A 21309-nucleotide genomic window follows, 5' to 3' on the forward strand; every position below is an offset into this window, starting at 1 on the left:
CTGCCGTCCGTTTCTTGCGCAGCACGGTCAGGACCTGAACCGTGTGTCATGACCTTACACCCGACGGGAACGCCTACCATGTTTAATTCGACCATCAACAGCAGGGCTTACACCAACAACACGCAGCAGACGACGCAGGGCAATATCTCGGCTGATGTGTATGCGAAGGTGGAGCGGCAGATGCAGTCGCAGAACACGGGCGTCGTCAAGCTCAACGCCAGCCTGGCGCGCGACCAGGCTAAGTTCTCCGGCCTGGGCCAGCTGCAATCGGCGCTGGCGAAATTCCAGACCGTGGCCAAGAACATGGCCGGCAGCGGCCTGGCCACGTCGGCCACGTCGAGCGCCAAGGATGTGCTGAGCGCCACCACCACCGACAAGGCCGCCAGCGGCAGCCATGAGCTGAACGTCAAGCAGCTGGCGCAGGGGCAGACCCTGCTCAGCGGCGCGCAGAAATCCTCGAGCGCGCCGATCGGCACTGGGGCGCCCGCGCTGGTCAAGATCGAAGTGGGCACGGCCGACGGCAAGCAATTCACGCCCGGCAGCGGCAAGATCATCTCGCTCACGATAGACAGCAGCAACAATAGCCTCGACGGCATCGCCGCCGCGCTCAAGCAGCAGGGCATCGACGCCAGCGTGGTCAAAGGCCCCGATGGCTATTCGCTGGCGCTGAACGGCAAGAGCGGCGCCGACAGCAGCATGCGCATCAGTGTGTCCGGCGATGCGGCCGTCAGCAATCTGCTCAGCTATGCGCCCGGCGCCGGCAAGGGCATGCAGCAAACGGCTGCCGCGCAGGATGCGCTGCTGACCGTCGACGGCAAGGAGATCAAGAGCGCCACGAATACCTTGACGACGGCTGTCGAGGGCGCCACCATCGAATTGAAGAAAAAGGGTGTGACCGACCTCGTCATCGCCAAGGACAGCAGCCAGATCGCGACCAACGTGGCCAGCTTCGTCACGGCCTACAATGAACTCAACAGCAAGCTGCAGAGCCTGCAGCAGGGCGATTTGAAGTCCGATACGGCCCTGGGCCAGGTGCGCTCGCAGATGGAGCAAGTGTTGCGCACGGCCAGCACGGGCGTGCCATCGTCCGTACTGGGCAGCGCCGGCGTGACCCTGGGCAAAAGCGGCGAACTGGTGCTGGACGACAAAAAACTCAAGGCCGCCATTGCGGCCGATCCGGACGCCGTCAGCAAGCTGTTTACGAATAACGGCAAGGGCGTGGCGGACCAGTTCTCCAGCAAGATCGGCGAGCTGACGGGCGAAACGAGCATCATCCGCAAGGAAGTGCAGACGGTGGGCAAGGACATCACCACCCTGACCAACAAGAAAGCCGTGCTGGCCAAGGCGCTGACGGCACAGGCGCAGGCGCTGGTCAAAGCCTATTCGGCCCAGGAACAGATGGGAACGAACTCGGCCTTGCCGGGTTATACCGGCAAGAACTCTTTATTCGACTTCATGGCTTAAGAGCGTTCGCCCTGGGCAAAGAAGGCTGACGGCGAACTGCCGAAAGTCTTCTTGAACATGGCGGAAAACGCCGACTGGCTGGCATAACCCAGTTCTTCGGCCACCTGCGACAGCGGCACGCCGCGCGCGATCAGTGGCGCCGCGTGCGCCAGGCGCACTTGCTGGCGCCACTGGCCGAAACTCATGCCCAACTCCCGTTCGAACAGCCGCGCCAGGGTACGCTCCGAGGCGCCGACCAGCTGCGCCCAGTGTTCCAGGGTCTGGTTCAAACCCGGTTTCTCGATCAGGCTGTCGCACAGGGTCTTCAGACGCTTGTCGCTGGGCAAGGGGACGCGGATGGGGCGCGTGGCCGAGCGTTTCAATTCATCGAGGATCAGTTCGGCCAGCAGCGCCTCGCGCGCCGGTTCCTGTCCCGGGTCCAGCTGTTCCAGCGCCATGATCAGCTGGCGCAGCAGATTCGACACTTCCAGCACCTTGCAGTCGCTGCCCGCGAACGGCGCGCGCGCGGCATGGATGCACAGGGGGCGCAAGCGGGTTTTTTCCAGTATCGTGACGGCATGCTCCACGTTGGGCGCGATCCAGATGGCGCGCATGGGCGGCAGCACCCAGCTGCTGTTGTTGGCGGTGATGCGCAGCACGCCTTCGAGCGCCATCGTGACCTGGCCCCAGGGATGGCTGTGCGGCGAAAGAAATTCATCGGGTTGCAGGTCGCGCGCGACCATGGTCACGGGGATGGTCGCGCTGGGCGCTTCCCGTGGCGGACACATGCGGGTATGGTGGAGGATAGGTACACCCATCAGCTTGGCCTTAATTCGATAAATTATGTCGTCCTGTCGGAAAACAGGCGATGGTATTTTGCATACACTTGAGCTTCACCAGTATAAGACAGGGTATGACATGATAACAACTCACTCGGCATCCGAACTTCCTACCTTGCGCAGCGATGCGCGCGTCATCGCCCTGGTGGGGCTGGCGCATGGCGTGTCGCACTTCTACCACCTGATTCTCGCGGCCCTGTTCGTCTGGCTGAAGCCCGCCTTCGACCTGTCGTATGCAGAGCTGGGCTTGCTGATGACGGTGTTTTTCATCATCTCGGGCGTGGGGCAGGCGCTGGCCGGCTTTGTCGTCGACCGCTTCGGCGCCCGCGCCGTGTTGTTTTCCGGTATTTTCTTGCTGGGCGTGTCGGCGCTGGCCCTGTCCACCGCGCACAGCTATGCGGCGCTGATGCTGGGCGCCATGCTGGCCGGCATGGGCAACAGCGTGTTCCATCCGGCCGACTACACCATCCTCAACCAGCGCGTCTCGGCGGCCCGCGTGGCCTACGGCTTTTCCGTGCATGGCATCAGCGGCAATATCGGCTGGGCCCTGGCGCCGCTGTTCATGACGTACGTTGCCACCCATTATGACTGGCGGATCGCGCTGCAATGCGCGGCCGTGCTGCCGTTCGGCGTGCTGCTGATCCTGTTCCTTAACCGCCACGCCATCCGTCCCGAGCCGGTCGAGAAGGCCGCGCCGGGCCAGGCCGCCAGCGGCGAAGGCGCGCTGGACTTTCTGCGCCTGCCCGCCGTGTGGATGTGCTTTGCCTTTTTCTTCATTACGGCCATTGCCCTGGGCGGCATCCAGAGCTTTGCCAGCGTGGCCCTCGTCAAGCTGTACGGCATGAGCCTGGCGCTGGCCACCAGCGCCTACACGGCCTATATGCTGGCCTCGGCCGTGGGCATGCTGGCCGGCGGCGTGGTGGGCGCGCGCAGCAAGCAGCCGGACCGCAACGTGGCGATCGCCTTTTCCGCCGCCGCGCTGCTGGCCGTGCTGCTGTCCATGGCCGTCGTACCGGCCTGGGGCGCGGTGGTGCTGATGGGCGCCATCGGCTTGACGTCCGGCGTGGCGGGGCCATCGCGCGACCTGATGATACGCGCGGCGGCGCCGAAGAATGCCACCGGGCGCGTGTATGGCGTCGTGTATTCGGGCCTCGACAGCGGCCTGGCCGTCGGCCCCCTGTTCTTTGGCGCGCTGATGGATGGCGACCATCCGGCCCTCTTGTTCGTGTTCATCGGCCTGTTCCAGGCGCTGGCGATTGCCACGGCCGTGGGCGTGGGCGGCAAAACACGTGCCGCGGCGCTGCAAAAGGCCTAGAATCGTTGCCATCTGCCACGAAAGGAATCCCCATGACCTTTGCCACCACCGACCTGTGCGACGACTATGCGGCCATGCTCGACGACGGCACCCTGGCCGTGCTGCCGCCCGTGTACCGCGCTTTCGGCCAGCGCGTGCGTTTCAGCGGGCCCGCCACCACCTTGCAGGTGTTCGAGGACAACGCCCTCGTGCGCAGCACCCTGGAAACGCCGGGCCAGGGCCACGTGCTGGTGATCGATGGCGGCGGCAGCCTGCGCCGCGCGCTGGTGGGCGGCCAGCTGGGCGTGCTGGCCGAAAGCAATGGCTGGGCCGGCATCGTCGTCGATGGCTGCATCCGCGACAGCGAGGAAATCAATGTCTGCCAGATCGGCGTGCGCGCCCTGGCCACGCATCCGCGCAAGAGCAACAAGACGGGCGCCGGCCAGCGCGACGTGCGCGTGCAGATCAGCGGCGTGGCCGTGCATCCGGGCGACTGGATCTACGCCGATGCGGACGGCATTCTGGTGGCGCGCCAGGAACTCGATTGATGGCGCACCGAAAACGTTACAAATTATCCACATTAAATATATTTTTGCAAAGTTCTATGATTTTTGTCATGGCTGGGATATGATTTCACTTAAGGAAACTTTAATGCCTATAAGGCAAGGAAATCACATCATGAAAATCGCCACCATCGCAGCAGTTGTCGCCCTGTTCGCCGCCGGCTCCGCCAGCGCCAGCCCCGTCAACCTGATCACGAATGGCGATTTTGAATCGGTCGCTCCCGGCTATACTTTTTCCAGCGGCTTTCATGTTGTCAATGGCGGCTCCTCGGCCATCGGCGGCTGGACGGTGGGCGCTTCCTCGGTCGACCTGATCCGCAACGCGTATAACGCCATCGACGGCTACAGCATCGACATGCTGGGCACGCCTGGTCCGGGTTTCCTGTCGCAAAGTTTCAATGTCGTTGCCGGCCAGACGTACAACCTGAGCTTTGACATGGCGCGCAATTCCGGCGGCCCTGCCGGCCAGGGCATGGCCGTCAATTTCGGTGGCGTGGCAGGCAATTTCTACTCGACGGCTGCCGCCTCGAACACCTTGTACAGCAACACCTTGAGCTTCACGGCCGCTTCCACCGGCCTGGCGACCCTGTCGTTTGCCAGCGCCGCCCAGGCCGGCACGCCGTTCGACAATTACTCGGGCGCCGTGATCGACAACGTGGCCGTGATGGCCGCCGTACCGGAACCGGAAACCTACGCCATGCTGCTGGCCGGCCTGGGCCTGATGGCTTTCCTGCGCCGCCGCAAGGCCGCCAAGTAAGCCTGATTTTGTCCGAGATCAAACCGCCTGCTGCCATGCACAGGCGGTTTTTTTACGTCAAGGGTCTTGCGCGTAGCCGTCCACCTGCACCGTAAAGCGCTCGATCTGCGGCCAGGCGTCGCGCGTCCTGACCAAGGTTTCGCCCGTGGCCATGAGCAACACATAGCCGTAGCCCGTGCGGCGGTCGCGCCAGGAATGGGGTGTACTGTCCCAGGCGCAGCAATAGCGCTTGAGCTTGGGCAAACCGTAAGTGCGCCGCAGATACGCTTCCGCCTGTTGCGCATGCTTGCCATCGACTGCGTAGCGGGCTTCGAACGGCTGGTCCTGGCGTTCCCTGTTTTGCTGGCAACCCTGGTAGACGAGATAGGCGGGCTTCTTGCCCAGCCGGGACAGGAAGTCGCCGCAGGCCAGCCCGGCGCCCTGTGCGCCGCCCGCGCCCAGCAGGAATAGCCACGGCAGCAGTGTAGTGAGCTTACTGACTTGCATCGGCATCTCCGCGCAAGGGACACGCGGCCGCTGCCGGCCCCATGCGCAGCACCAGTTCCCCGCGCAACTGCGTCAAACCCGCGATGCGCGCATCGATTTCGCCCAGCTTGCGCGCCAGCGCCGCGCGCAGCAGTTCCGCCGTGGCGGGATCGCCGGCACTGGCCAGTAGCGGCATGTCGGCCTCGATTTCCGCCAGGGTAAAGCCCAGCTGCTGCGCCGCGCGCAGGTAGCGCAGCCAGTCTGCCGCCTCGGGCGGGTAGTCGCGGTAGCCGTTCGCGCCGCGCCGCGCGCGCAGCAAGCCCCGCTTTTCATAAAAGCGCAGGGTATCGCGGCTCAAGCCCGTCGCCTGCGCCATCTCGCCGATCTGCATGGTGATTTTTCTTTCATAAAATGCTTGACCATGGAGTGTACTCCAAGCTCGATCATGGGCGCTTTCCATCGACAGGAGTTCCCATGTTGTCCGTTTCTGCTTTCCGCCGCGTGGTGCGCGCCAGCGCCATTTATGATGTGCTCATGACGGCCCCGTTTGCCACGCCGTGGACGTTTTTGCTGCTGCACGATCACTTGAGCGCCCTTAACGTGAGCCTGGGCGGCCTGCCGCTGCCCGTCTTCGGACCATTTCATCTGCTCATCAGCAGCTTGTTCGGCAGCGTGGTGATGGTCTGGTCCGTGCTGCGCATGCTGGATCCGCAGCCGCGCTTCGGCCGCTATGACGCGGCAGCGCGCTACCTGTTTTCCACCTGGATGGCGTGGGCGCTGTTCACGACGGGCCAGCCGCTGTTGTGGCTGTTCTTCGTGCCGGAACTGGCCTGGGGCCTTGCGCAAAGCTTTCCATTGCGCCGCAGCGAAGGCGCGCCGGCAGGACGCGCGCACGAATCGTTGTTGAGATGACGATAACGAAATGCAATAATGGCCGTGCTTTACAGCAATAAACGACTATTAAAGGAATGACTATGCAGCAGGATGCCGCAGGAAAAAACATGGCGTTGCTCGATCCGGTGGTGGCGCCGCGCATCGCGGTGACGCGCCTGGTGACGGGCCTGCTGCAAGGCTTGCTGCTGTACTGGCTGTACAGCACGGCGCAAGACAAGGCGTGGCCCGCCACGGAAGCCTATCTGCTGGCGCCGCTGATGCTGATCAGTTTGCTGCTGCCCATCCTGCTGGTCTCCAGCCTAGGCCACATGTCGGTCAAGCGCATCGGCCTGTGGATGGCGGGCGCGGCCGTCGTGATGGCCGTGCTGGCCTGGCACGACGTGGCGCGCGGCGCCGAGCACGTGATCTGGGGCAACTACAAACCGGGCGCGCCGCTGCGCGTCATTTCCGCCCAGCTGTTCGGTTTTTGCGTCGTGGGTTTTTATATCGCCCATGCGCTGGTGCTGGCCAGCGCCCAGGATGGCCAGCGCATCGCCCGCTACCCGACCTATTTTGAAATCGCCTGGAAGCTCGGCATCCAGCTGCTGTTTTCCCTGCTGTTCGTGCTGGGCCTGTGGCTGGTGCTGTGGCTGGGCGGGCAGCTGTTCCTGCTCATCAAGTTGAGTTTCCTGAAAAAACTGCTGGGCCAGGCCTGGTTCGTGATTCCCGTCATTTGCTTCGCGTTTTCGTTCGCCATCCACATCACGGATGTGCGCCCCTCCATCGTGCGCGGCATCCGCACCTTGCTGCTGGTGCTGCTGTCGTGGCTGATGCCGATCGCCGCCGTGCTCGTCTCAGGCTTCCTGCTGACCTTGCCCTTCATCGGCTTCGAGCGCCTGTGGGCCACGCGACATGCGGCGTCCGTGCTGCTGGGCATGGCCGGCGTGCTGGTGGTACTGATCAATGCGGCCTTCCAGAATGGCGAAGTGGGCCATGGCGTGGCGCGCGGCATCCGCCTCGGCACGCGCCTGGCCTGTCTGCTGCTGCCGTGGGTGGTGGGCATCGCCATCTATGCGCTGACCCTGCGCGTGATGTCGCATGGCTGGACCTCGGACCGCCTGATCGCTGCCGCCTGCTTGTTGATCGCCACCTGCTACGCCGCCGGCTATGCGTGGGCGGCCAGCAAGTATGGCGACTGGCTGCACCTGATCTCCAACGTCAACGTGGCCACCGCCTTTGTTACCCTGCTGGTGCTGTTCGCCCTGTTCTCGCCGCTGGCGGACCCGGCGCGCATTTCCGTGGCCAGCCAGATGGCGCGCCTAGACAGCGGCAAGATAGGCGTGGACAAGTTCGATTTCGAATACCTGCGCTTCCAGGGTGCCCGCTACGGCCAGGCGGCCTTGCAGGAACTCAAGACGCGCACAACGGGTCCGGACGCGGCCGTCGTGCGGGCCCGCGCCGACGCCATGCTCAAGCGCCAGAATCGCCTCGACGAGACGGGCGCGCTGAGCGACGTGTCGATCAACCTGACCCTGCGCCCGGCCACGGCGAAACTGCCGGAGAGTTTCCTGCGCCAGGACTGGACGCAAGTGGGCCCGGCCTGGCGCTTGCCCGCCTGCCTGAAGCGGGCAGGGCAGCAGTGCGACGCGTATCTGCTCGATTTCGACGACGATGGCAAGCAGGACGTGCTGCTGATCAGCAATGACCCGCGCGCCTCGTCGGTCTTGCTGGCTGAAAAGGAAGACGGCAGCTGGACCGCGCGCGGACAAATCCCCACCGATGCCCTGCGCTGCAAGCCCCTGCGCGAGAAACTGCAGGCAGGCGAGTTCCAGTTGGTGCCGCCGAAAGTGCGCGAGCTGGAAGTCGACGGCCAGCGTGTACCGATGACCCTATATACGCCAGAGGACGAGGTCAGCTGCCCGGATGAGACGGTGCCGGGCCCGTAAGTGGCACGAAGAGGGCTTGCAGCGCCGGACAGAACCTCTTGCTTGCGCCGAAGGCGGTAACTTCGTGCGCTGAATTATTCCGTTTGTGCGGTATCGGCCAAGAGCGGGCTTTCACGGCTAATATCCATTATGAGGTTGAATGTATGCATCGATACGTGTTCATTACGAGTTGCCTGCTGTGGCTGGGAGGGTGCTATACCGTGAACAATGAACGGTTTGCTACTGACGTCCATAAGCTTCTCGAACCTGGATTCGATATGGCAAGTGCAACAAAAACCCTTGAGGCTAATGGATTTGCCTGTGACCCAGTCGATATGGCACCGTCGACCACTTGCATGAAGAGACGTCAAAATATTCTCACTTACACGTGTATCGAGCGGGTCAACCTGATGCCTGCCAGCAAACAGCCCAAGGTGGTACGAGTCGATATACCGCAAATCGTCTGTGCAGGGCTCTACTATCGGTAGCACGCCAAATTCCGCAAAGGGGCGTAACCTGCCAACGGCGGCAACCGGCCAGAGGCTGCCACTGAAGCACAGGAAATGTCATGTCCATTGCAAGAAAAGGAAGCCGCCGGATTATTGTCGATTCTTTACCATATCGATGGTCGGTCAGCCTACCTGCCTATACACAGGCCATGGGGGAAACGAATCTGTCTTTCGCAGTTGAATCTGAAAGCGGTGGCCGAACCACCCTTCTGGTGAGAACAGATATCGCACGTCCGGATATTTGGCTGGGTAATTTTACGCGTGCCATTACGCCCTCAGTCGTGGAGCGCGCTATTCGACAGGCATTGATGAAGGGGGGGGTATCCCAGCCAATGTGGAAGCTCCTTCGAAATGACAATTCGACTCGCTTGAGCCCACTGGCAATCCGCCAGTTGCGTTGTGCGCCTGCGGTGGACGCTGAAGTCCGTTATCAACATTGACCATGCCCTTCGGCGCCGTCGGCCGCAACCGGACAGACACAGCGCTTTCCAGATGGTTGTCCGCGCGGGGGCGGCCTGTATCGCCGCTGTAGCAGTCGTTCGACTGATACAGCATGTGCTTGTATTGGGCGCCTTGTGCCTTGTCCCCGCTGTGCCGCGCTTCTAGACTGGGGACTTCTCCACGCTGCGACTGCCTGCCATGACCGAACTCCTGCCCCTGATGAGCTATTGCTTTGTGATGTCCGCCACGCCCGGGCCGAACAACGTCATGCTGGCCACCACCGGCGCCAATTTCGGCTATCGCGGTGCGCTGCCGGTGATCCTCGGCATCCAGGTCGGCATCTTCGTGCAGACCATGCTCATGTGCGTGGGGCTGGGCAGCGTGTTCGTCGCGTACCCGATGGCGCAGCAGGTGCTGCGGATCGCGGGCGCGCTGTACCTGATGTTTTTGGCCTGGAAGCTTGCCGGCGCTTCGGTGGCGGGGGCCGGCGCACCGAAGGCCGTGTCGTTTGCGCAGGCGGCGCTGTTTCAGGCGCTGAACCCGAAGAGCTGGCTCAAGGCGATCACCATGGCGTCCGTCTTCATGCCTGCGCAGGGCAATATGCTCGCCAGCGCGCTGCTCGTGTCCCTGATCGGCACCGTGGTGGGCATGCCGTGCAACGCCATGTGGGCGCTGTTCGGCGTCTCGATCCGCAGCGTGCTGAAAGCGCCCCGCAACCAGCGCATATTCAATTTGACGATGGGCGCCATCCTGCTGGTCCTCGCCCTGACGTTTTTACGCTAGACTGCCACCCATGTTCGCCATCGACCGCTCCTCGCCCATCGCCCTGTTCAAGCAGATCGAGGCCGCATTGCGCCAGCAGATCGCGCAACGCGTCCTGCCTGGCGGGACGAGGCTGCCGTCGATCCGCCAGCTCGCCACGCAACTTGCGGTGAGCACCAACACCGTGGTGGTGGCGTATGACAGGCTGGTGGCCGCAGGCGTCATCGATACGCACGGCACGACGGGCTTCTTCGTCTGCGCCCCCGCTGACGCCAGCCGCGCCATCCCCGACGAGGTGGCGCTGGAAGCGGGCCAGGAGCAGGAACCGGTCTGGCTGAGCCAGCAAGTGAACGACCAGCGGCCGGGCGTGCTGCTGGCCAGCAGCGGCGCCTTGCCGCCCACGTGGCTGCAGGATGCGCTGCCGGCGGCCGCCGTGCAACGTGGCCTGGCGCGCAGCGCGGCCGGCATGGCTTCGCGCTGTCCGCCGCAAGGGCTGGCCGAACTGCGCGAGCAGATTGCGCTGCTGTTGCGCGGCATCGGCATCGCCGCGGATGCCAGCCACATCCTCACCACTTTCGGCGGCACCCATGCCATCGATCTGATCTGCCGCACGTTTCTGCAGCCCGGCGATACGGTGCTGGTGGAAGACCCCGGATACTTCCTGATGTTCGGCAGGCTGCGCCAGGATGGCGTGCGCCTGGTGCCCATCAAGCGCCGTCCCGATGGCCTCGACCTGGACGAACTGGAAGCGGCCTGCCGCGCGCACCGTCCGCGCCTGCTGTTCGTGCAGACGGCTTTGCACAATCCCACCGGGTGGAGCAGCAGCGCCGCCAACCTGCACAAGGTGCTGATCATGGCGCAGCAATATGGCTTCCTGATCGCCGAAGACGACGTGCACGGCCATTTCCAGCCGGGTCACAGCACGCGGCTGGCGTCGTTGTCCGGACTGGACGGCGTGATCTATTACTCGAGCCTGTGCAAGGCGCTGAGCCCGGCCCTGCGCATGGGCTACCTGGCCGCGGCACCCACCTTGCTCAAGCTGCTGATGCGTACCAAGATCCATTCCATCATGACCTTGCCTGCGCTGAACGAATACGTGCTGCTGGAAGTGCTCAAGGCCGGCAACCTGCGCAAGCACCTGGAGCGGCTGCAACGCAAGATCATGGTGGCGCGCAACGCCAGCACGCGGCAGCTGAGCGCGGCCGGCGTGCTGTTCGAGCAGCCCGGCGACGCAGGCATTTTCCTGTGGGGCAGCATGCCCGAAGGGCTGGACGTGGACTTGCTGGTGCAGGACGCCTACCGCAACAAGATCCTGCTGATGCGCGGCGCCGCGTTCTCGGCCAACGACACGCCCGACCAGCATATCCGCTTCAACGTCGCCTTCAGCCAGCATCCCCGCGTGAGCGCCTACCTTGAAGAACGCCTGCGCGCGGTGGCTGGCGCGCGCTCCAGCCTGGCCCGCGCCTTCCTTTAGCTTTTATTGGTATTCTGGAGGGATGATTTTTTCGTCAACGTGTGAGCAAGGAAGCGCCATGCACAAACAGATCATTCTCAACCTGCCCGTGAAGGACCTGGATAAATCCAAGGCCTTCTTTTCCGCTCTCGGCTTTACTTTCGATTCCCGCTTCAGCGGCGAGAACGCGGCGTTCATGAACATTGTCGACGGCAGCATCCAGGCCATGCTGACGACCGAAGCCTTCTTCCAGTCACTGATCGGCAAACCGGTGGCGGATGCCAGGCAAGCCAATGAAGTCGTCATTTGCCTCAGTTGCGAAAGCCGGGAAGAGGTGGACGGCCTGATCGCCAAGGCCCGAGCCGCCGGTGGCCGCATACCGCATCCGCCCGAAGACCAGGGTTTCATGTACGACCAGGGCTTCGAGGATATCGATGGCCACCTGTGGAACCTGGTCTGGACGGCGCCGGAAGCCTGAGGCGAACCGCTGGAATCAGTTCTTCGTGCGCACCTGGCGCACGTGGTTTTCCAGCTCGCTGAACGAGGGGCGTTCCGTGGCGGAAATGACCTTGCGGCCAAATTCCACGGCCAGCGCCGGCGCATAGCCGTTCAGGCTGGCCAGCAGGGTCACTTTCACGCACTGGTACATCTTCGCCGTTTCATGGTGCTTGCGGCGCAGCAAGCTGGCCAGGGGCGCGATGAAACCGTAGGCCAGCAAGATGCCGATGAAGGTGCCCACCAGCGCCTGCGCGATCAGCACGCCCAGTTCGGCCGGCGGCAAGCCGACGGAGGCCATCGTGTGCACGACGCCCATGACGGCGGCCACGATGCCGAAGGCGGGCATGGCGTCGGCCAGCTGAGAAATCGTCTGGATCGGCATTTCCGCATCTTCATGGTGCGTCTCGATCTCGTTATCCATCAGGTTTTCGATCTGGTAAGCGTCCATATTGCCCGATACCATCAGGCGCAGGTAATCGGTAATGAATTCCAGGATGTGCTCGTCACCGAGCGTATACGGATATTTGATGAAGATGGGACTGCGGTACGGGTCGTCGATATCGTCCTCGACCGACATCAGGCCTTCCTTGCGGATCTTGCTGAGGATTTCATACATCAGCCCCATCAGCTCCATATAGCGCGCCTTCGTGTATTGCGAGCCGTGAAACAGGGTGGGCAGGGCGGCGAACGTGGCGCGGATGGCCTTGGCGTCATTGCCGACAAAGAAGGTGCCCAGTGCGGCGCCGCCGATCATCAGCAGTTCCAGCGGCTGGAACAAGGCGCCCAGGTGACCGCCCTGCATGGCGAAGCCGCCGAAGACGGAAAACAGCACGACGAGAAATCCGAGTATGACTAGCAAAACCTACTCCTTCATAATATTGCCATATCGCAATATTGTAGTGTAACCCTATTTCCCCGTATTGGCCGAGTCCGGCTGCAACTGCTCGATGAGAAAATTGATAAAAGCGCGCACTTTGGCGGGCAGCTGGTGGCGGCTCGGATAATAGGCGTACAGGTCGGCCGGCGCCAGCGCATAGTCTTCCAGCACCACGCGCAGGCGGCCGCTGTCGAGGTAGCGGGCCAGGTCCCATTCCGAGCGCAGCAGGATGCCGTGCCCGTCCAGCGCCCAGCCCAGCACCACGTCGCCATCGTTGCTGGCCACCGTGCCGCGCACCTTGACGGTGTGGGTGGCGCGGCCACGGCTCAGGCGCCAGATGCCGTAGGCGTCGTCATTCTGCCGGTGCACGATGCAGCGGTGCCGCGCCAGGTCGTCGGGCGTTTGCGGCGTGCCGTGCGCCTGCAGGTAAGCGGGCGAGGCGCACAGGAAGCGCCGGTTCGACATGATGCGCCGTGCCGACAAACGCGTGTCGGGCAAGTCGCCGAAGCGGATGCCCAGGTCGTAGGCCTGCTCGACCAGGTTGATGGGGCTGTCCGTCAGTTGCAGCTGCACTTCCAGTTGGGGGTGGCGCAGGGCGAATTGCGACAGCAATGGCGCGATCACCGTGCGGCCGAAACCCAGGGTGGCATTCACGCGCAACAAGCCTTTCGGTTCCGCGCTGCCGCTGGCCAAGGACTCTTCCATGGCGCGGATATCGTCGAGGATCTGCCGCGCCTGTTGCAGATAGCTTTCGCCATCGCCCGTCAGGCTGATGCGCCGCGTGCTGCGGTTCAGCAGGCGCACGCCCAGGCGCTGCTCCATCAGCTGCAGGCGCTTGCTGACGGCGGGCGGCGTGATGCCCAGCTCGCGCGCCGTGGCCGACAGGCTGCCCAGCTTGGCCAGCAGCACAAAAAAGGCCATTTCCGTCGTGGCGTCGCTCTTCATTATTAACTTCAAGTGAAGAATGGTTTAAATTGATATAGATTATACGACTGACTATCGCGGTTAAGCTGGCGTCATTGTTTTCACTCACAGGAGACCCGCATGAAAATCGTCGACATCCGCGAAAAGACCATCCCCATCTCTTCCCCCATCCGCAACGCCTACATCGACTTTACCAAGATGACCCTGAGCCTGGTGGCCGTCGTCACGGACGTGATGCGCGACGGCAAGCCCGTCGTCGGCTACGGCTTCAATTCGAATGGCCGCTACGGCCAGGGCATGCTGATGCGCGAGCGTTTCATTCCCCGCATCCTCGACGCCGATCCCGCCTCGCTCGTCACGGATGACGGCGGCAACCTCGATCCGCACAAGGTGTGGGACTGCATGTACACGAATGAAAAGCCGGGCGGCCACGGCGAGCGCTCGGTAGCCATCGGCACCATCGACATGGCCATCTGGGACGCCGTGGCGAAGATCGAGAACAAGCCGCTGTTCCAGCTGCTGGCCGAGCGCCACGGCACGGGCGTGCCCGACAAAAAAGTGTTCGTGTATGCGGCGGGCGGCTATTACTACCCGGGCCAGAGCCTGTCCGCCTTGCAGGACGAAATGCGCAGCTACATCGACCGCGGCTATACGGTGGTCAAGAAAAAGATCGGCGGCGCTTCGCTGGACGAGGACTTGCGCCGCATCGACGCCATCATGGAAGTGCTGCAGGATGGGCAAAAGCTGTGCGTGGATGCGAACGGCCGCTTCGACCTCGATACGTCGATCGCCTACGCCAAGGCGCTGCGCCAGTACGATCTGTTCTGGTACGAGGAGGCGGGCGACCCGCTCGACTTCGAGCTGCAAGCGACCTTGCGCAGCTATTACGACAAGCCGATGGCGACGGGCGAAAACCTGTTTTCCATGCAGGATGCGCGCAACCTGATCCGCTACGGCGGCATGCGCGCCGACCGCGACTGGCTGCAGTTCGATTGCGCCCTCAGCTACGGCCTGGTGGAATATTTGCGCACCATGGACATGCTGCACCAGCACGGCTGGTCGCGCAGCCGCTGCATCCCGCACGGCGGCCACCAGATGTCGCTGAATATCGCGGCCGGGCTGGGCCTGGGCGGCAATGAATCGTATCCCGATCTGTTCCAGCCGTTCGGCGGTTTTCCCGATGGCGTGCGCGTCGAAAACGGCCACATCACCATGCCGGACCTGGTCGGCATCGGCTTCGAGGGCAAGGCGAACCTGTATGCGGAGATGCGCGCCCTGAGCGGGCAGTAAGCGTTATTCGCCGCGCTGCCAGAAGCGCAGCCGGTTGCCGAACGGGTCGGCCACTTCCAGGATGCGGCCCCAGTCCTCGTCGCGGATGCCGGGCCGCGCATACGGATAATCCCTGTCGCGCAATTCCGCGTGCAGGGCGGCGATATCGTCGACGGGGATCAAGAGCGCCGCGCCCGGTGTGGCGTCGCCGTGGTGTTCGGACAGGTGCAGCACCAGGTCGCCGCGCGTCACCTGCAGGTACAGCGGCGCCGCCTGCTCGAAGCGATGTTCCCAGTCCAGGGTAAAACCGAGAAAACCGAGGTAGAACTCGCGTGCTTTTTCTTCGGAAAAGCTGCGCAGGATGGGGATGGGGGCATGCATGGCGGCGCTTTCAATAAGGTGGCAAGCGATTATTTTAACGTCAGGCCGGCGCCTGGCGTTTCACCTGCGCGGCGGGGCTGGTCTTCTCCCAGCGGAACAGCCACATGATGGCAAGCTTGGTCGTGGCGCTGACGCTGGCCAGCAGCAGCAAGGGCCAGCCCGTCGACAGGCCCATGACGCAGGCAAAGAAGATGGTGCTGACATCCATCGCCAGGATGAACTGGCTCATTTTCAGGGACACGGCGCCCGTCTTGCCCGAGCGCCAGATCAAACGGATCTGGTGCGCATAGCCCTGCGCCAGCAGCACGGTGACGGCGACGATCAGGCTTTGCGAGATCACGCGCTTTTCATCCGTGAAGGTGGGGCCGAAGGCCAGCCCCGCCACACCCGCGCCCAGCAGCAGCGCGCAGGCCAGCAGCGCATTGCGCGATGTCGTGCTGCGGCGGTCACGATATATCTCGAACAGGATGCCCAGCGCGATCAGCGAGGCGATCAAACGGGGCCAGACGATGTAGTGGTTGAATGGCGTGATCGAATAGCCGTACACGAAGAAGGCGCAGTAGGCGAGGAAGCTGACGGTAAACTGGTTGATGGACAGGATGTCCGTCGTCTTGCCGGCGCCGATACCAGTATCGCGCTTGCGCTGCCAGATTTTTTGCAGCTGCGACCACAAGCCAAACAGGCTGACGACGATGAAGAGGGAATTGAGGCTGCCGGCGAGGGCGTACAGTGAACTCGATTGCAAGGTGTCTCCGTGGATGGCAAGGCAGGGCGCCTTGTCTATACATTTTATTTGTGCAGAATGTTCTCATGAAGTAAATTGCCATGCAAGCAATATTATATGCCCAGATGACTTTGCCCATGCTTGCCTGAACTCACCTATTCCTCCGCTTGCCCCTATAATCACGGCATGACTTTATTATCACATCAAGCCCGCTCCGTGCTGGCCAGCATAGGCAAAATGGCCGTTTCCCTGATTATCCTGTTGACTGCATTGTGGGGCGCGCTGGCGCTGTGGTACCAGCTATCCGGCGGCACGGCGGCGCAAGGCATCGGCGCGCTGCTGTGGGGCGCACTGGGCGTGGCCAGCATCGCGCTGTGGTGGATGCGCGGCGACATGCGCGTGCTGCTGCCGTATGCGGCCGGTTTTATCCTGCTGCTCGTGTGGTGGAGTTTCATCACGCCGAAGCAGCAGCGCGTGTGGGCCGACGACGTGGCGCGTAATGTGACGGGCTCCGTGAAAGGCAATCTCGTCACCCTGGACAATGTGCGCAATTTCGACTGGCGCAGCGATGACGACTACACGGTCAAGTGGGAGCAGCGCAGCTACGACCTCGACGAATTGCGCACGGTGGACACGGCGTTGTCGTACTGGACGGGGCCGTACATCGCGCACACCCTGATCTCGTTCGGCTTTGCGGACGGGCGCTTCCTGACGTTTTCCATCGAGATCCGCAAGGAGAAGGGCGAGAGCTTTTCCGCCATCGGCGGCTTCTTCAAGCATTTCGAAATGAGCCTGATCGCCGCCGACGAGCGCGACATCCTGCGCGTGCGCACGAATGCGCGCGGCGAGGATATGCATCTGTACCGCGTCATGATGCCGAAGGCGGCCATGCGCTCGCTGTTCCTCGCCTACCTGGACGAGGCGCAATCGCTGAAGAACCAGCCGCAGTTCTACAACACCCTGACGGCCAACTGCACCACCATCGTCTTCGAGATGGTGCGCCGCATCGTGCCGGGCCTGCCGCTCGACTACCGGCTGATGGCCTCGGGCTACCTGGACCGTTACCTGTTCGACGTCAAGGGCCTGGTACCCGGCCAGACCTTCCAGCAGCTGCGCGATGGCGGCCATATCACGGCGCGCGCACGGGCTGCCAACGACGACGCGGATTTTTCGCACGCGATCCGCCGCGCCATGCCTGGCTATGACGAAGCGGGCCATCCGACGCTGCAAATGCCACGCCAGTAGCGGTCTGCCTTATACTGTCGCCATATCCGACCGGCCGCCTTTCGCGGCCGGTCTCACTTTACGAATAAAGAAGGCCCGCTATGCCATTTTCCTCACTGGGTCTGATTCCCGCCCTGGTCCGCGCCGTTGACAAGGCCGGCTATGCCGCGCCGACGGCCATCCAGGCGGCCGCCATTCCCGCCATCCTGCGCGGCAGCGACGTGCTGGGCGCGGCCCAGACGGGGTCCGGCAAGACGGCCGCCTATGCGCTGCCGCTGCTGCAGGCGCTGATGGCGCCCGTTTCCGGTCCGCGCCAGGTGCGCGCGCTGATCCTCGTGCCCACGCGCGAACTGGCGGCGCAGGTGGGGCAGACGGTGCACGCGCTGGCCAAGCCGCTGCCGATCAAATTGAAGATTTCCGTGCTGTTCGGCGGCGTGTCGATCAATCCGCAGATGATGGACTTGCGCGGCGGCGCCGATATCGTCGTCGCCACGCCGGGCCGTTTGCTCGATCTGATACGCCAGAACGCCGTCAAACTGGGCGGCGTGTCGCTGTGCGTGCTCGACGAGGCCGACCGTTTGCTCGATATGGGTTTCAGCGAGGAAATCAATGCCATCCTGGCCCTTTTGCCAGCGAGACGGCAAAACCTGTTTTTCTCCGCCACCTTTCCCGACAGCGTGCAGGCGCTGGCCGACAGCCTGCTCAAGGAGCCCGTGCGCATCGAGGTGGCGTCCGAACCGCAGGACAAGCCCGACATCGTGCAGCGCGCCATCACGGTCGACGTGCCGCGCCGCACGCAGCTGCTGCGCTACCTGATCCTGCAGCAGCAGTGGGAGCGCGTGCTGGTGTTCGTTGCCACCAAATACGCGGCCGAACACGTGGCCGACAAGCTGCAGCGCGCGGGCCTGCACGTGGGCGCCTTCCACGGCGAATTCAGCCAGGGCACGCGCAGCCAGCTGCTGGCCGACTTCAAGGCGTGCCGCTTGCAGGTGCTGGTGGCCACCGACGTGGCGGCGCGCGGCATCGATATCGCCGGTTTGCCGGCCGTCGTCAACTATGACTTGCCCCGCTCGGCTGTCGACTACACGCACCGCATCGGCCGCACGGGCCGCGCCGGCGAAAGCGGCACGGCCATCAGTTTCGTGACGGCCGATACGGAAGCGCATTTCCGACTGATCGAAAACCGCAACGACTTGCGCATCGTGCGCGAAGTGGTGGCCGGTTTCGAGCCGACGGAACTGCCCGCACCGATGAACCCCGTCACGGACACGGTGAACGGCGGCGTGAAGGGCGCGCGCAAGAGCAAGAAGGACAAATTGCGCGAAGCGGCAGCGAAAGCGGCCGAGGGCAATTAAATCCCCCTTATGTGCGCTAGCCGCTTGAACGGCGGGCCGTCCCGCTTTAAGATGATGTTTCTATAAAGCAAGGGGACGGCAATGCACAGGATATTCATCACGCGCGCGGGCGCTCTGGCTTGCGCGCTGGCGCTGGCCGGTTGCGCCGGCATGGGCGGTAACAATGGCACGACCGGCATGCAGATGCCGGGCAAGGCGCCGGCCGACGCCGCCGTGGCCGCCACCTGGTACAACCCGCCCAGCGAATTCCCCGGCATTTGCCTGACCCAGTTCAAGGATGGCAGCCTGCGTTTCGACGGCGGCTTTGCCTTCTATAATCCGGGCCGCTGGGCCTACGATGGCGCCACGTCAGAACTGCGTTTGCAGCTGGCGCCGACGCCGTCGCTGGAACTGTCGCACGCGCAAATTGTCCAACACATGAACCTGCTGCGCATCGAGGCGGAAAACAATACGCTCGTGTATGGCGTGAAAGCCGACACCAAGGCCATCGGCTTGGGCGGCTTTGTGTTTTACCGCGACACGCCTTGTCCTGTACAGCGCGGATAAGTGGCGCATTAGTGTCATACGGGAATATTTAGTCGTATAATTTCAAGGCAAGCTGGCTGCCGCGCAAGACTCGCAAGACTATGTTGCGCGGCAGATTTCCCCTCCAGGCAAGCTCCGATATCGCCATGGCGATGAGAGGATGGTCCGATGGATGTGCACGACGAGCATGGCATGCCGGGTACTGCGGCGCTGGCAGCGGACGCCGGGCAGCAGGCCGTGGCGACGCCGCGCACCTTGCTGCTGGTCGATGACGAACCGAATATCCTCGCTTCCCTCAAGCGCCTGCTGCGGCGCGATGGCTACCATATCCTGACGGCCAACAGCGGCCAGGAAGGGCTGGACGTGCTGGCCATTCACGCCGTCGACGTGATCGTGTCGGACCAGCGCATGCCCGGCATGCTGGGCGCCGATTTCCTGCGCAAGGCCAAGCTGCTGTGTCCGCAAACCATACGCATCATGCTGTCGGGCTATACCGAGTTGCAGGCCGTCACGGACGCCGTCAACGAGGGCGCCATTTTCAAATTCCTCACCAAGCCCTGGGAAGACCATCAGCTGCGCGAACATATCGCCGAAGCGTTTCGCCTGAAGGGCATCGACGACGACAATGTGCGCTTGAATGCGCAGCTGCGCGAGGCCAACCAGGCGCTGGCGGCGGCGAATGCCGCCATGCAGGCGCTGGTGCGCCAGCAGCAGCACCAGATCAGCCGCGACGAAGTCAGCCTCGGCATCGCGCGCGAGCTGCTGCAATTTTTGCCGCTGCCCGTGATCGGGCTCGATGAAGACGGCATGATCGCCTTCATCAACGCGGCGGCGGCCAACCTGTTCGAACGGGGCGCGGCCCTGCTGGGCAACGAGGCGGCGATCGTTTTGCCGCAGCTGTTCGACGGGCAGGGCGCACCGCGCCTGGCCGCCATCGATGGCCAGCCATACGCCGTGGCCGTCCATCCGATGGGCCTGCATTCGCGCTCGCGCGGCAGCCTCGTCACCCTGAGTCGTCATGGAGCGGGTACATGATCGAAAGCGGACGCGAGATTTCCATGGAGCAGGCGCAGGAAGGCATGGTGCTGGCGCAGGCGTTGCACGACGCCAGCGGCGCCGTGCTGCTGGCCCAGGGCGCCACCCTGACGGCGGCGAACCTGACGGCTTTGCGCCGGCGCAATGTGGAGCGCTGCCGCGTCGTCATGGACGAGGCGGTCGACCCCGCCGCGCAGGCGCACGCCGAGCAGGAACACTTGCGCCGCCTGGAGCGGCTGGCCGTGCTGTTCCGCGCCACGCCGCCCGATTCCGCCGGGGCGGAGCTGCTGGCGCTGCTGCAGCGCTACCGGCAAGGGGGCGCCACATGACACGGCTCAGTGTTGAACACATCATCCGCCAGATCCAGGAACTGCCTTCGTTGCCCGTGGTGGTGCTGGAACTGCTGTCGAGCATGGACCAGGACGACACGGACGTGCACGTGCTGGCGCAAAAGATCGAACTGGACCAGGCCCTGGCGGCGAAGACCCTGCGTATCGCCAATTCCTCGTTCTACGGCATGCAGTCGAAGGTCACCAGCATCCCGCAAGCCGTGTCCGTGCTGGGTTTTCACAGCATCCGCACCGTCGTCACGGCCTGCGCCCTGACGGGCAGCTTCGCGCCCGTCAGCGGCGGCTTCGATTTCCAGGCGTTCTGGCGACACTCGCTGGCCACGGCGATTGCCGCGCGCCTGCTGGCGCCGCACTTGCGCGTCAATCCCGAGACGGCGTTCACGGCGGGCCTGCTGCACGACCTGGGCACCCTGGTGCTGGTGACGCGTTTCCCGGCCGAGCACGCGCTCGTGCGCAGCTACCGCCAGGCGCATGACTGCCAGATGGCCGATGCGGAACTGGCCGTCATCGGCATCGATCATGCGCAGGTGGGCAGCGCCCTGGCCGCCTACTGGAAGTTTCCCGAGACGATACAGCAGGCGGTGGCCGACCACCACGCCATCGACCGGCTGGAGGCGGGCGGCTTGCCGCTGGCCGTGCACCTGGCCAATGCCGTCGCCCTGGCGCTCGACTTGGCCGGCGTCGACGATGCGCTGGTGCCGCCCCTGTCGCCTGTGGGCTGGCGCAGCGTCGCGCTGGACGAGCAGGCCTGGCTGGCGCTGCTGGAGCAAACGGAACGTACCTTCGATGAAATGTCGCGGATCATGCTGGCATGAACAAGAAA

At 63.6% G+C, this 21309-nt stretch carries 24 protein-coding genes; 17 read left to right on the forward strand and 7 right to left on the reverse strand.

Annotated features, from left to right (window positions below; translation table 11 throughout):
* The first annotated feature begins 78 nt into the window (after window positions 1-78).
* Window positions 79-1464, forward strand: a complete 1386-nt coding sequence (gene fliD, locus ASN89_RS25930) for a flagellar filament capping protein FliD (RefSeq protein ID WP_058051260.1) — start codon at window positions 79-81, stop codon at window positions 1462-1464.
* On the opposite strand, the gene ASN89_RS25935 is transcribed toward fliD, so the two are convergent.
* Window positions 1461-2261, reverse strand: a complete 801-nt coding sequence (locus tag ASN89_RS25935) for an AraC family transcriptional regulator (RefSeq protein ID WP_046683925.1) — start codon at window positions 2259-2261, stop codon at window positions 1461-1463. The genes fliD and ASN89_RS25935 overlap by 4 nt on opposite strands.
* Window positions 2262-2361: 100 nt before the next feature.
* Between ASN89_RS25935 and ASN89_RS25940 the strand changes: the two genes are divergently transcribed.
* From ASN89_RS25940 to ASN89_RS25950, 3 genes are all read left to right on the forward strand, one after another.
* Window positions 2362-3597 (forward strand): MFS transporter, encoded by a 1236-nt coding sequence (locus ASN89_RS25940; RefSeq protein ID WP_058051261.1) that lies wholly within the window; start codon window positions 2362-2364, stop codon window positions 3595-3597.
* 32 nt (window positions 3598-3629) lie between these two features.
* Window positions 3630-4124 (forward strand): ribonuclease E activity regulator RraA, encoded by a 495-nt coding sequence (gene rraA, locus ASN89_RS25945; protein ID WP_058051262.1) that lies wholly within the window; start codon window positions 3630-3632, stop codon window positions 4122-4124.
* 130 nt (window positions 4125-4254) lie between these two features.
* Window positions 4255-4896 (forward strand): choice-of-anchor C family PEP-CTERM protein, encoded by a 642-nt coding sequence (locus tag ASN89_RS25950; protein ID WP_058051263.1) that lies wholly within the window; start codon window positions 4255-4257, stop codon window positions 4894-4896.
* 57 nt (window positions 4897-4953) lie between these two features.
* On the opposite strand, the gene ASN89_RS25955 is transcribed toward ASN89_RS25950, so the two are convergent.
* Together ASN89_RS25955 and ASN89_RS25960 are read right to left on the reverse strand one after the other, a co-directional pair.
* Window positions 4954-5382, reverse strand: a complete 429-nt coding sequence (locus ASN89_RS25955) for a DUF4952 domain-containing protein (RefSeq protein WP_058051264.1) — start codon at window positions 5380-5382, stop codon at window positions 4954-4956.
* Window positions 5369-5752, reverse strand: coding sequence for a MerR family transcriptional regulator (locus tag ASN89_RS25960; protein WP_058051265.1), 384 nt, complete (start codon window positions 5750-5752; stop codon window positions 5369-5371). Before ASN89_RS25960 ends, ASN89_RS25955 begins: the two co-directional genes overlap by 14 nt.
* Window positions 5753-5835: 83 nt before the next feature.
* Between ASN89_RS25960 and ASN89_RS25965 the strand changes: the two genes are divergently transcribed.
* The 6 genes from ASN89_RS25965 (at window position 5836) to ASN89_RS25985 (ending at window position 11802) form a co-directional block, all read left to right on the forward strand.
* Window positions 5836-6273, forward strand: coding sequence for a hypothetical protein (locus tag ASN89_RS25965; protein ID WP_058051266.1), 438 nt, complete (start codon window positions 5836-5838; stop codon window positions 6271-6273).
* Between the two features lie 89 nt (window positions 6274-6362).
* Window positions 6363-8180 carry a DUF4153 domain-containing protein gene (locus ASN89_RS25970; RefSeq protein WP_152988700.1) on the forward strand — a complete coding sequence of 606 codons (1818 nt, stop codon included), beginning with the start codon at window positions 6363-6365 and terminating at the stop codon, window positions 8178-8180.
* A 547-nt stretch (window positions 8181-8727) separates the two neighbouring features.
* Window positions 8728-9108: a hypothetical protein gene (locus ASN89_RS28855; RefSeq protein WP_152988701.1), complete on the forward strand. Its 381-nt coding sequence runs from the start codon at window positions 8728-8730 to the stop codon at window positions 9106-9108.
* A 199-nt stretch (window positions 9109-9307) separates the two neighbouring features.
* Complete coding sequence (locus ASN89_RS25975) at window positions 9308-9892, forward strand: LysE family translocator (RefSeq protein ID WP_058051267.1); 585 nt, start codon at window positions 9308-9310, stop codon at window positions 9890-9892.
* A 10-nt stretch (window positions 9893-9902) separates the two neighbouring features.
* The gene (locus ASN89_RS25980) at window positions 9903-11345 is read left to right on the forward strand and encodes a PLP-dependent aminotransferase family protein (RefSeq protein ID WP_046683933.1); all 1443 of its coding nucleotides are present in this window, start codon (window positions 9903-9905) and stop codon (window positions 11343-11345) included.
* Window positions 11346-11403: 58 nt separating this feature from the next.
* Window positions 11404-11802, forward strand: coding sequence for a VOC family protein (locus ASN89_RS25985; protein ID WP_058051268.1), 399 nt, complete (start codon window positions 11404-11406; stop codon window positions 11800-11802).
* A 15-nt stretch (window positions 11803-11817) separates the two neighbouring features.
* Here the strand turns inward: ASN89_RS25985 and motA are convergent, their stop codons facing one another.
* Together motA and ASN89_RS25995 are read right to left on the reverse strand one after the other, a co-directional pair.
* Window positions 11818-12681, reverse strand: coding sequence for a flagellar motor stator protein MotA (gene motA, locus ASN89_RS25990; RefSeq protein WP_034749759.1), 864 nt, complete (start codon window positions 12679-12681; stop codon window positions 11818-11820).
* Window positions 12682-12729: 48 nt separating this feature from the next.
* Window positions 12730-13644 (reverse strand): LysR family transcriptional regulator, encoded by a 915-nt coding sequence (locus ASN89_RS25995; protein WP_058051269.1) that lies wholly within the window; start codon window positions 13642-13644, stop codon window positions 12730-12732.
* A gap of 99 nt (window positions 13645-13743) precedes the next feature.
* On the opposite strand from ASN89_RS25995, the gene ASN89_RS26000 reads away from it, so the two are divergent.
* On the forward strand, window positions 13744-14913 hold the full coding sequence (locus ASN89_RS26000; RefSeq protein WP_058051270.1) for a mandelate racemase/muconate lactonizing enzyme family protein: 1170 nt from the start codon (window positions 13744-13746) through the stop codon (window positions 14911-14913).
* A 3-nt stretch (window positions 14914-14916) separates the two neighbouring features.
* On the opposite strand, the gene ASN89_RS26005 is transcribed toward ASN89_RS26000, so the two are convergent.
* On the reverse strand, window positions 14917-15273 hold the full coding sequence (locus ASN89_RS26005; protein WP_058051271.1) for a glyoxalase superfamily protein: 357 nt from the start codon (window positions 15271-15273) through the stop codon (window positions 14917-14919).
* Window positions 15274-15313: 40 nt separating this feature from the next.
* Entirely contained in the window at window positions 15314-16018 is a 705-nt protein-coding gene (locus ASN89_RS26010) for a hypothetical protein (protein ID WP_058051272.1), read from the reverse strand.
* Window positions 16019-16183: 165 nt separating this feature from the next.
* On the opposite strand from ASN89_RS26010, the gene ASN89_RS26015 reads away from it, so the two are divergent.
* The 6 genes from ASN89_RS26015 to ASN89_RS26040 all read left to right on the forward strand — a co-directional run bounded on the left by ASN89_RS26015 (window position 16184) and on the right by ASN89_RS26040 (window position 21301).
* Window positions 16184-17242, forward strand: a complete 1059-nt coding sequence (locus tag ASN89_RS26015) for a DUF4105 domain-containing protein (protein WP_052755756.1) — start codon at window positions 16184-16186, stop codon at window positions 17240-17242.
* An 80-nt stretch (window positions 17243-17322) separates the two neighbouring features.
* Entirely contained in the window at window positions 17323-18576 is a 1254-nt protein-coding gene (locus ASN89_RS26020) for a DEAD/DEAH box helicase (protein ID WP_058051273.1), read from the forward strand.
* Window positions 18577-18657: 81 nt separating this feature from the next.
* Window positions 18658-19122 carry a hypothetical protein gene (locus ASN89_RS26025; RefSeq protein ID WP_058051274.1) on the forward strand — a complete coding sequence of 155 codons (465 nt, stop codon included), beginning with the start codon at window positions 18658-18660 and terminating at the stop codon, window positions 19120-19122.
* A gap of 147 nt (window positions 19123-19269) precedes the next feature.
* Window positions 19270-20136 carry a response regulator gene (locus tag ASN89_RS26030; protein ID WP_052755757.1) on the forward strand — a complete coding sequence of 289 codons (867 nt, stop codon included), beginning with the start codon at window positions 19270-19272 and terminating at the stop codon, window positions 20134-20136.
* The gene (locus tag ASN89_RS26035; RefSeq protein WP_058051275.1) at window positions 20133-20465 is read left to right on the forward strand and encodes a hypothetical protein; all 333 of its coding nucleotides are present in this window, start codon (window positions 20133-20135) and stop codon (window positions 20463-20465) included. Before ASN89_RS26030 ends, ASN89_RS26035 begins: the two co-directional genes overlap by 4 nt.
* Window positions 20462-21301 (forward strand): HDOD domain-containing protein, encoded by an 840-nt coding sequence (locus ASN89_RS26040; protein WP_058051276.1) that lies wholly within the window; start codon window positions 20462-20464, stop codon window positions 21299-21301. The genes ASN89_RS26035 and ASN89_RS26040 overlap by 4 nt, the downstream gene beginning before the upstream one ends.
* Window positions 21302-21309: the final 8 nt, after the last annotated feature.

The sequence above is a fragment of the Janthinobacterium sp. Ant5-2-1 genome, assembly GCF_001445815.1.
GTDB classification, from domain to species: domain Bacteria; phylum Pseudomonadota; class Gammaproteobacteria; order Burkholderiales; family Burkholderiaceae_D; genus Janthinobacterium; species Janthinobacterium lividum_E.

Excerpts from the sequence above, each read along its gene's own strand:
- fliD (WP_058051260.1), top strand. The coding sequence starts at position 79 with ATGTTTAATTCGACCATCAACAGCAGGGCTTACACCAACAACACGCAG.
- ASN89_RS25935 (WP_046683925.1), bottom strand. The coding sequence starts at position 2,261 with ATGGGTGTACCTATCCTCCACCATACCCGCATGTGTCCGCCACGGGAA.
- ASN89_RS25940 (WP_058051261.1), top strand. The coding sequence starts at position 2,362 with ATGATAACAACTCACTCGGCATCCGAACTTCCTACCTTGCGCAGCGAT.
- rraA (WP_058051262.1), top strand. The coding sequence starts at position 3,630 with ATGACCTTTGCCACCACCGACCTGTGCGACGACTATGCGGCCATGCTC.
- ASN89_RS25950 (WP_058051263.1), top strand. The coding sequence starts at position 4,255 with ATGAAAATCGCCACCATCGCAGCAGTTGTCGCCCTGTTCGCCGCCGGC.
- ASN89_RS25955 (WP_058051264.1), bottom strand. The coding sequence starts at position 5,382 with ATGCAAGTCAGTAAGCTCACTACACTGCTGCCGTGGCTATTCCTGCTG.
- ASN89_RS25960 (WP_058051265.1), bottom strand. The coding sequence starts at position 5,752 with ATGCAGATCGGCGAGATGGCGCAGGCGACGGGCTTGAGCCGCGATACC.
- ASN89_RS25965 (WP_058051266.1), top strand. The coding sequence starts at position 5,836 with ATGTTGTCCGTTTCTGCTTTCCGCCGCGTGGTGCGCGCCAGCGCCATT.
- ASN89_RS25970 (WP_152988700.1), top strand. The coding sequence starts at position 6,363 with ATGGCGTTGCTCGATCCGGTGGTGGCGCCGCGCATCGCGGTGACGCGC.
- ASN89_RS28855 (WP_152988701.1), top strand. The coding sequence starts at position 8,728 with ATGTCCATTGCAAGAAAAGGAAGCCGCCGGATTATTGTCGATTCTTTA.
- ASN89_RS25975 (WP_058051267.1), top strand. The coding sequence starts at position 9,308 with ATGACCGAACTCCTGCCCCTGATGAGCTATTGCTTTGTGATGTCCGCC.
- ASN89_RS25980 (WP_046683933.1), top strand. The coding sequence starts at position 9,903 with ATGTTCGCCATCGACCGCTCCTCGCCCATCGCCCTGTTCAAGCAGATC.
- ASN89_RS25985 (WP_058051268.1), top strand. The coding sequence starts at position 11,404 with ATGCACAAACAGATCATTCTCAACCTGCCCGTGAAGGACCTGGATAAA.
- ASN89_RS25995 (WP_058051269.1), bottom strand. The coding sequence starts at position 13,644 with ATGAAGAGCGACGCCACGACGGAAATGGCCTTTTTTGTGCTGCTGGCC.
- ASN89_RS26000 (WP_058051270.1), top strand. The coding sequence starts at position 13,744 with ATGAAAATCGTCGACATCCGCGAAAAGACCATCCCCATCTCTTCCCCC.
- ASN89_RS26005 (WP_058051271.1), bottom strand. The coding sequence starts at position 15,273 with ATGCATGCCCCCATCCCCATCCTGCGCAGCTTTTCCGAAGAAAAAGCA.
- ASN89_RS26015 (WP_052755756.1), top strand. The coding sequence starts at position 16,184 with ATGACTTTATTATCACATCAAGCCCGCTCCGTGCTGGCCAGCATAGGC.
- ASN89_RS26020 (WP_058051273.1), top strand. The coding sequence starts at position 17,323 with ATGCCATTTTCCTCACTGGGTCTGATTCCCGCCCTGGTCCGCGCCGTT.
- ASN89_RS26025 (WP_058051274.1), top strand. The coding sequence starts at position 18,658 with ATGCACAGGATATTCATCACGCGCGCGGGCGCTCTGGCTTGCGCGCTG.
- ASN89_RS26030 (WP_052755757.1), top strand. The coding sequence starts at position 19,270 with ATGGATGTGCACGACGAGCATGGCATGCCGGGTACTGCGGCGCTGGCA.
- ASN89_RS26035 (WP_058051275.1), top strand. The coding sequence starts at position 20,133 with ATGATCGAAAGCGGACGCGAGATTTCCATGGAGCAGGCGCAGGAAGGC.
- ASN89_RS26040 (WP_058051276.1), top strand. The coding sequence starts at position 20,462 with ATGACACGGCTCAGTGTTGAACACATCATCCGCCAGATCCAGGAACTG.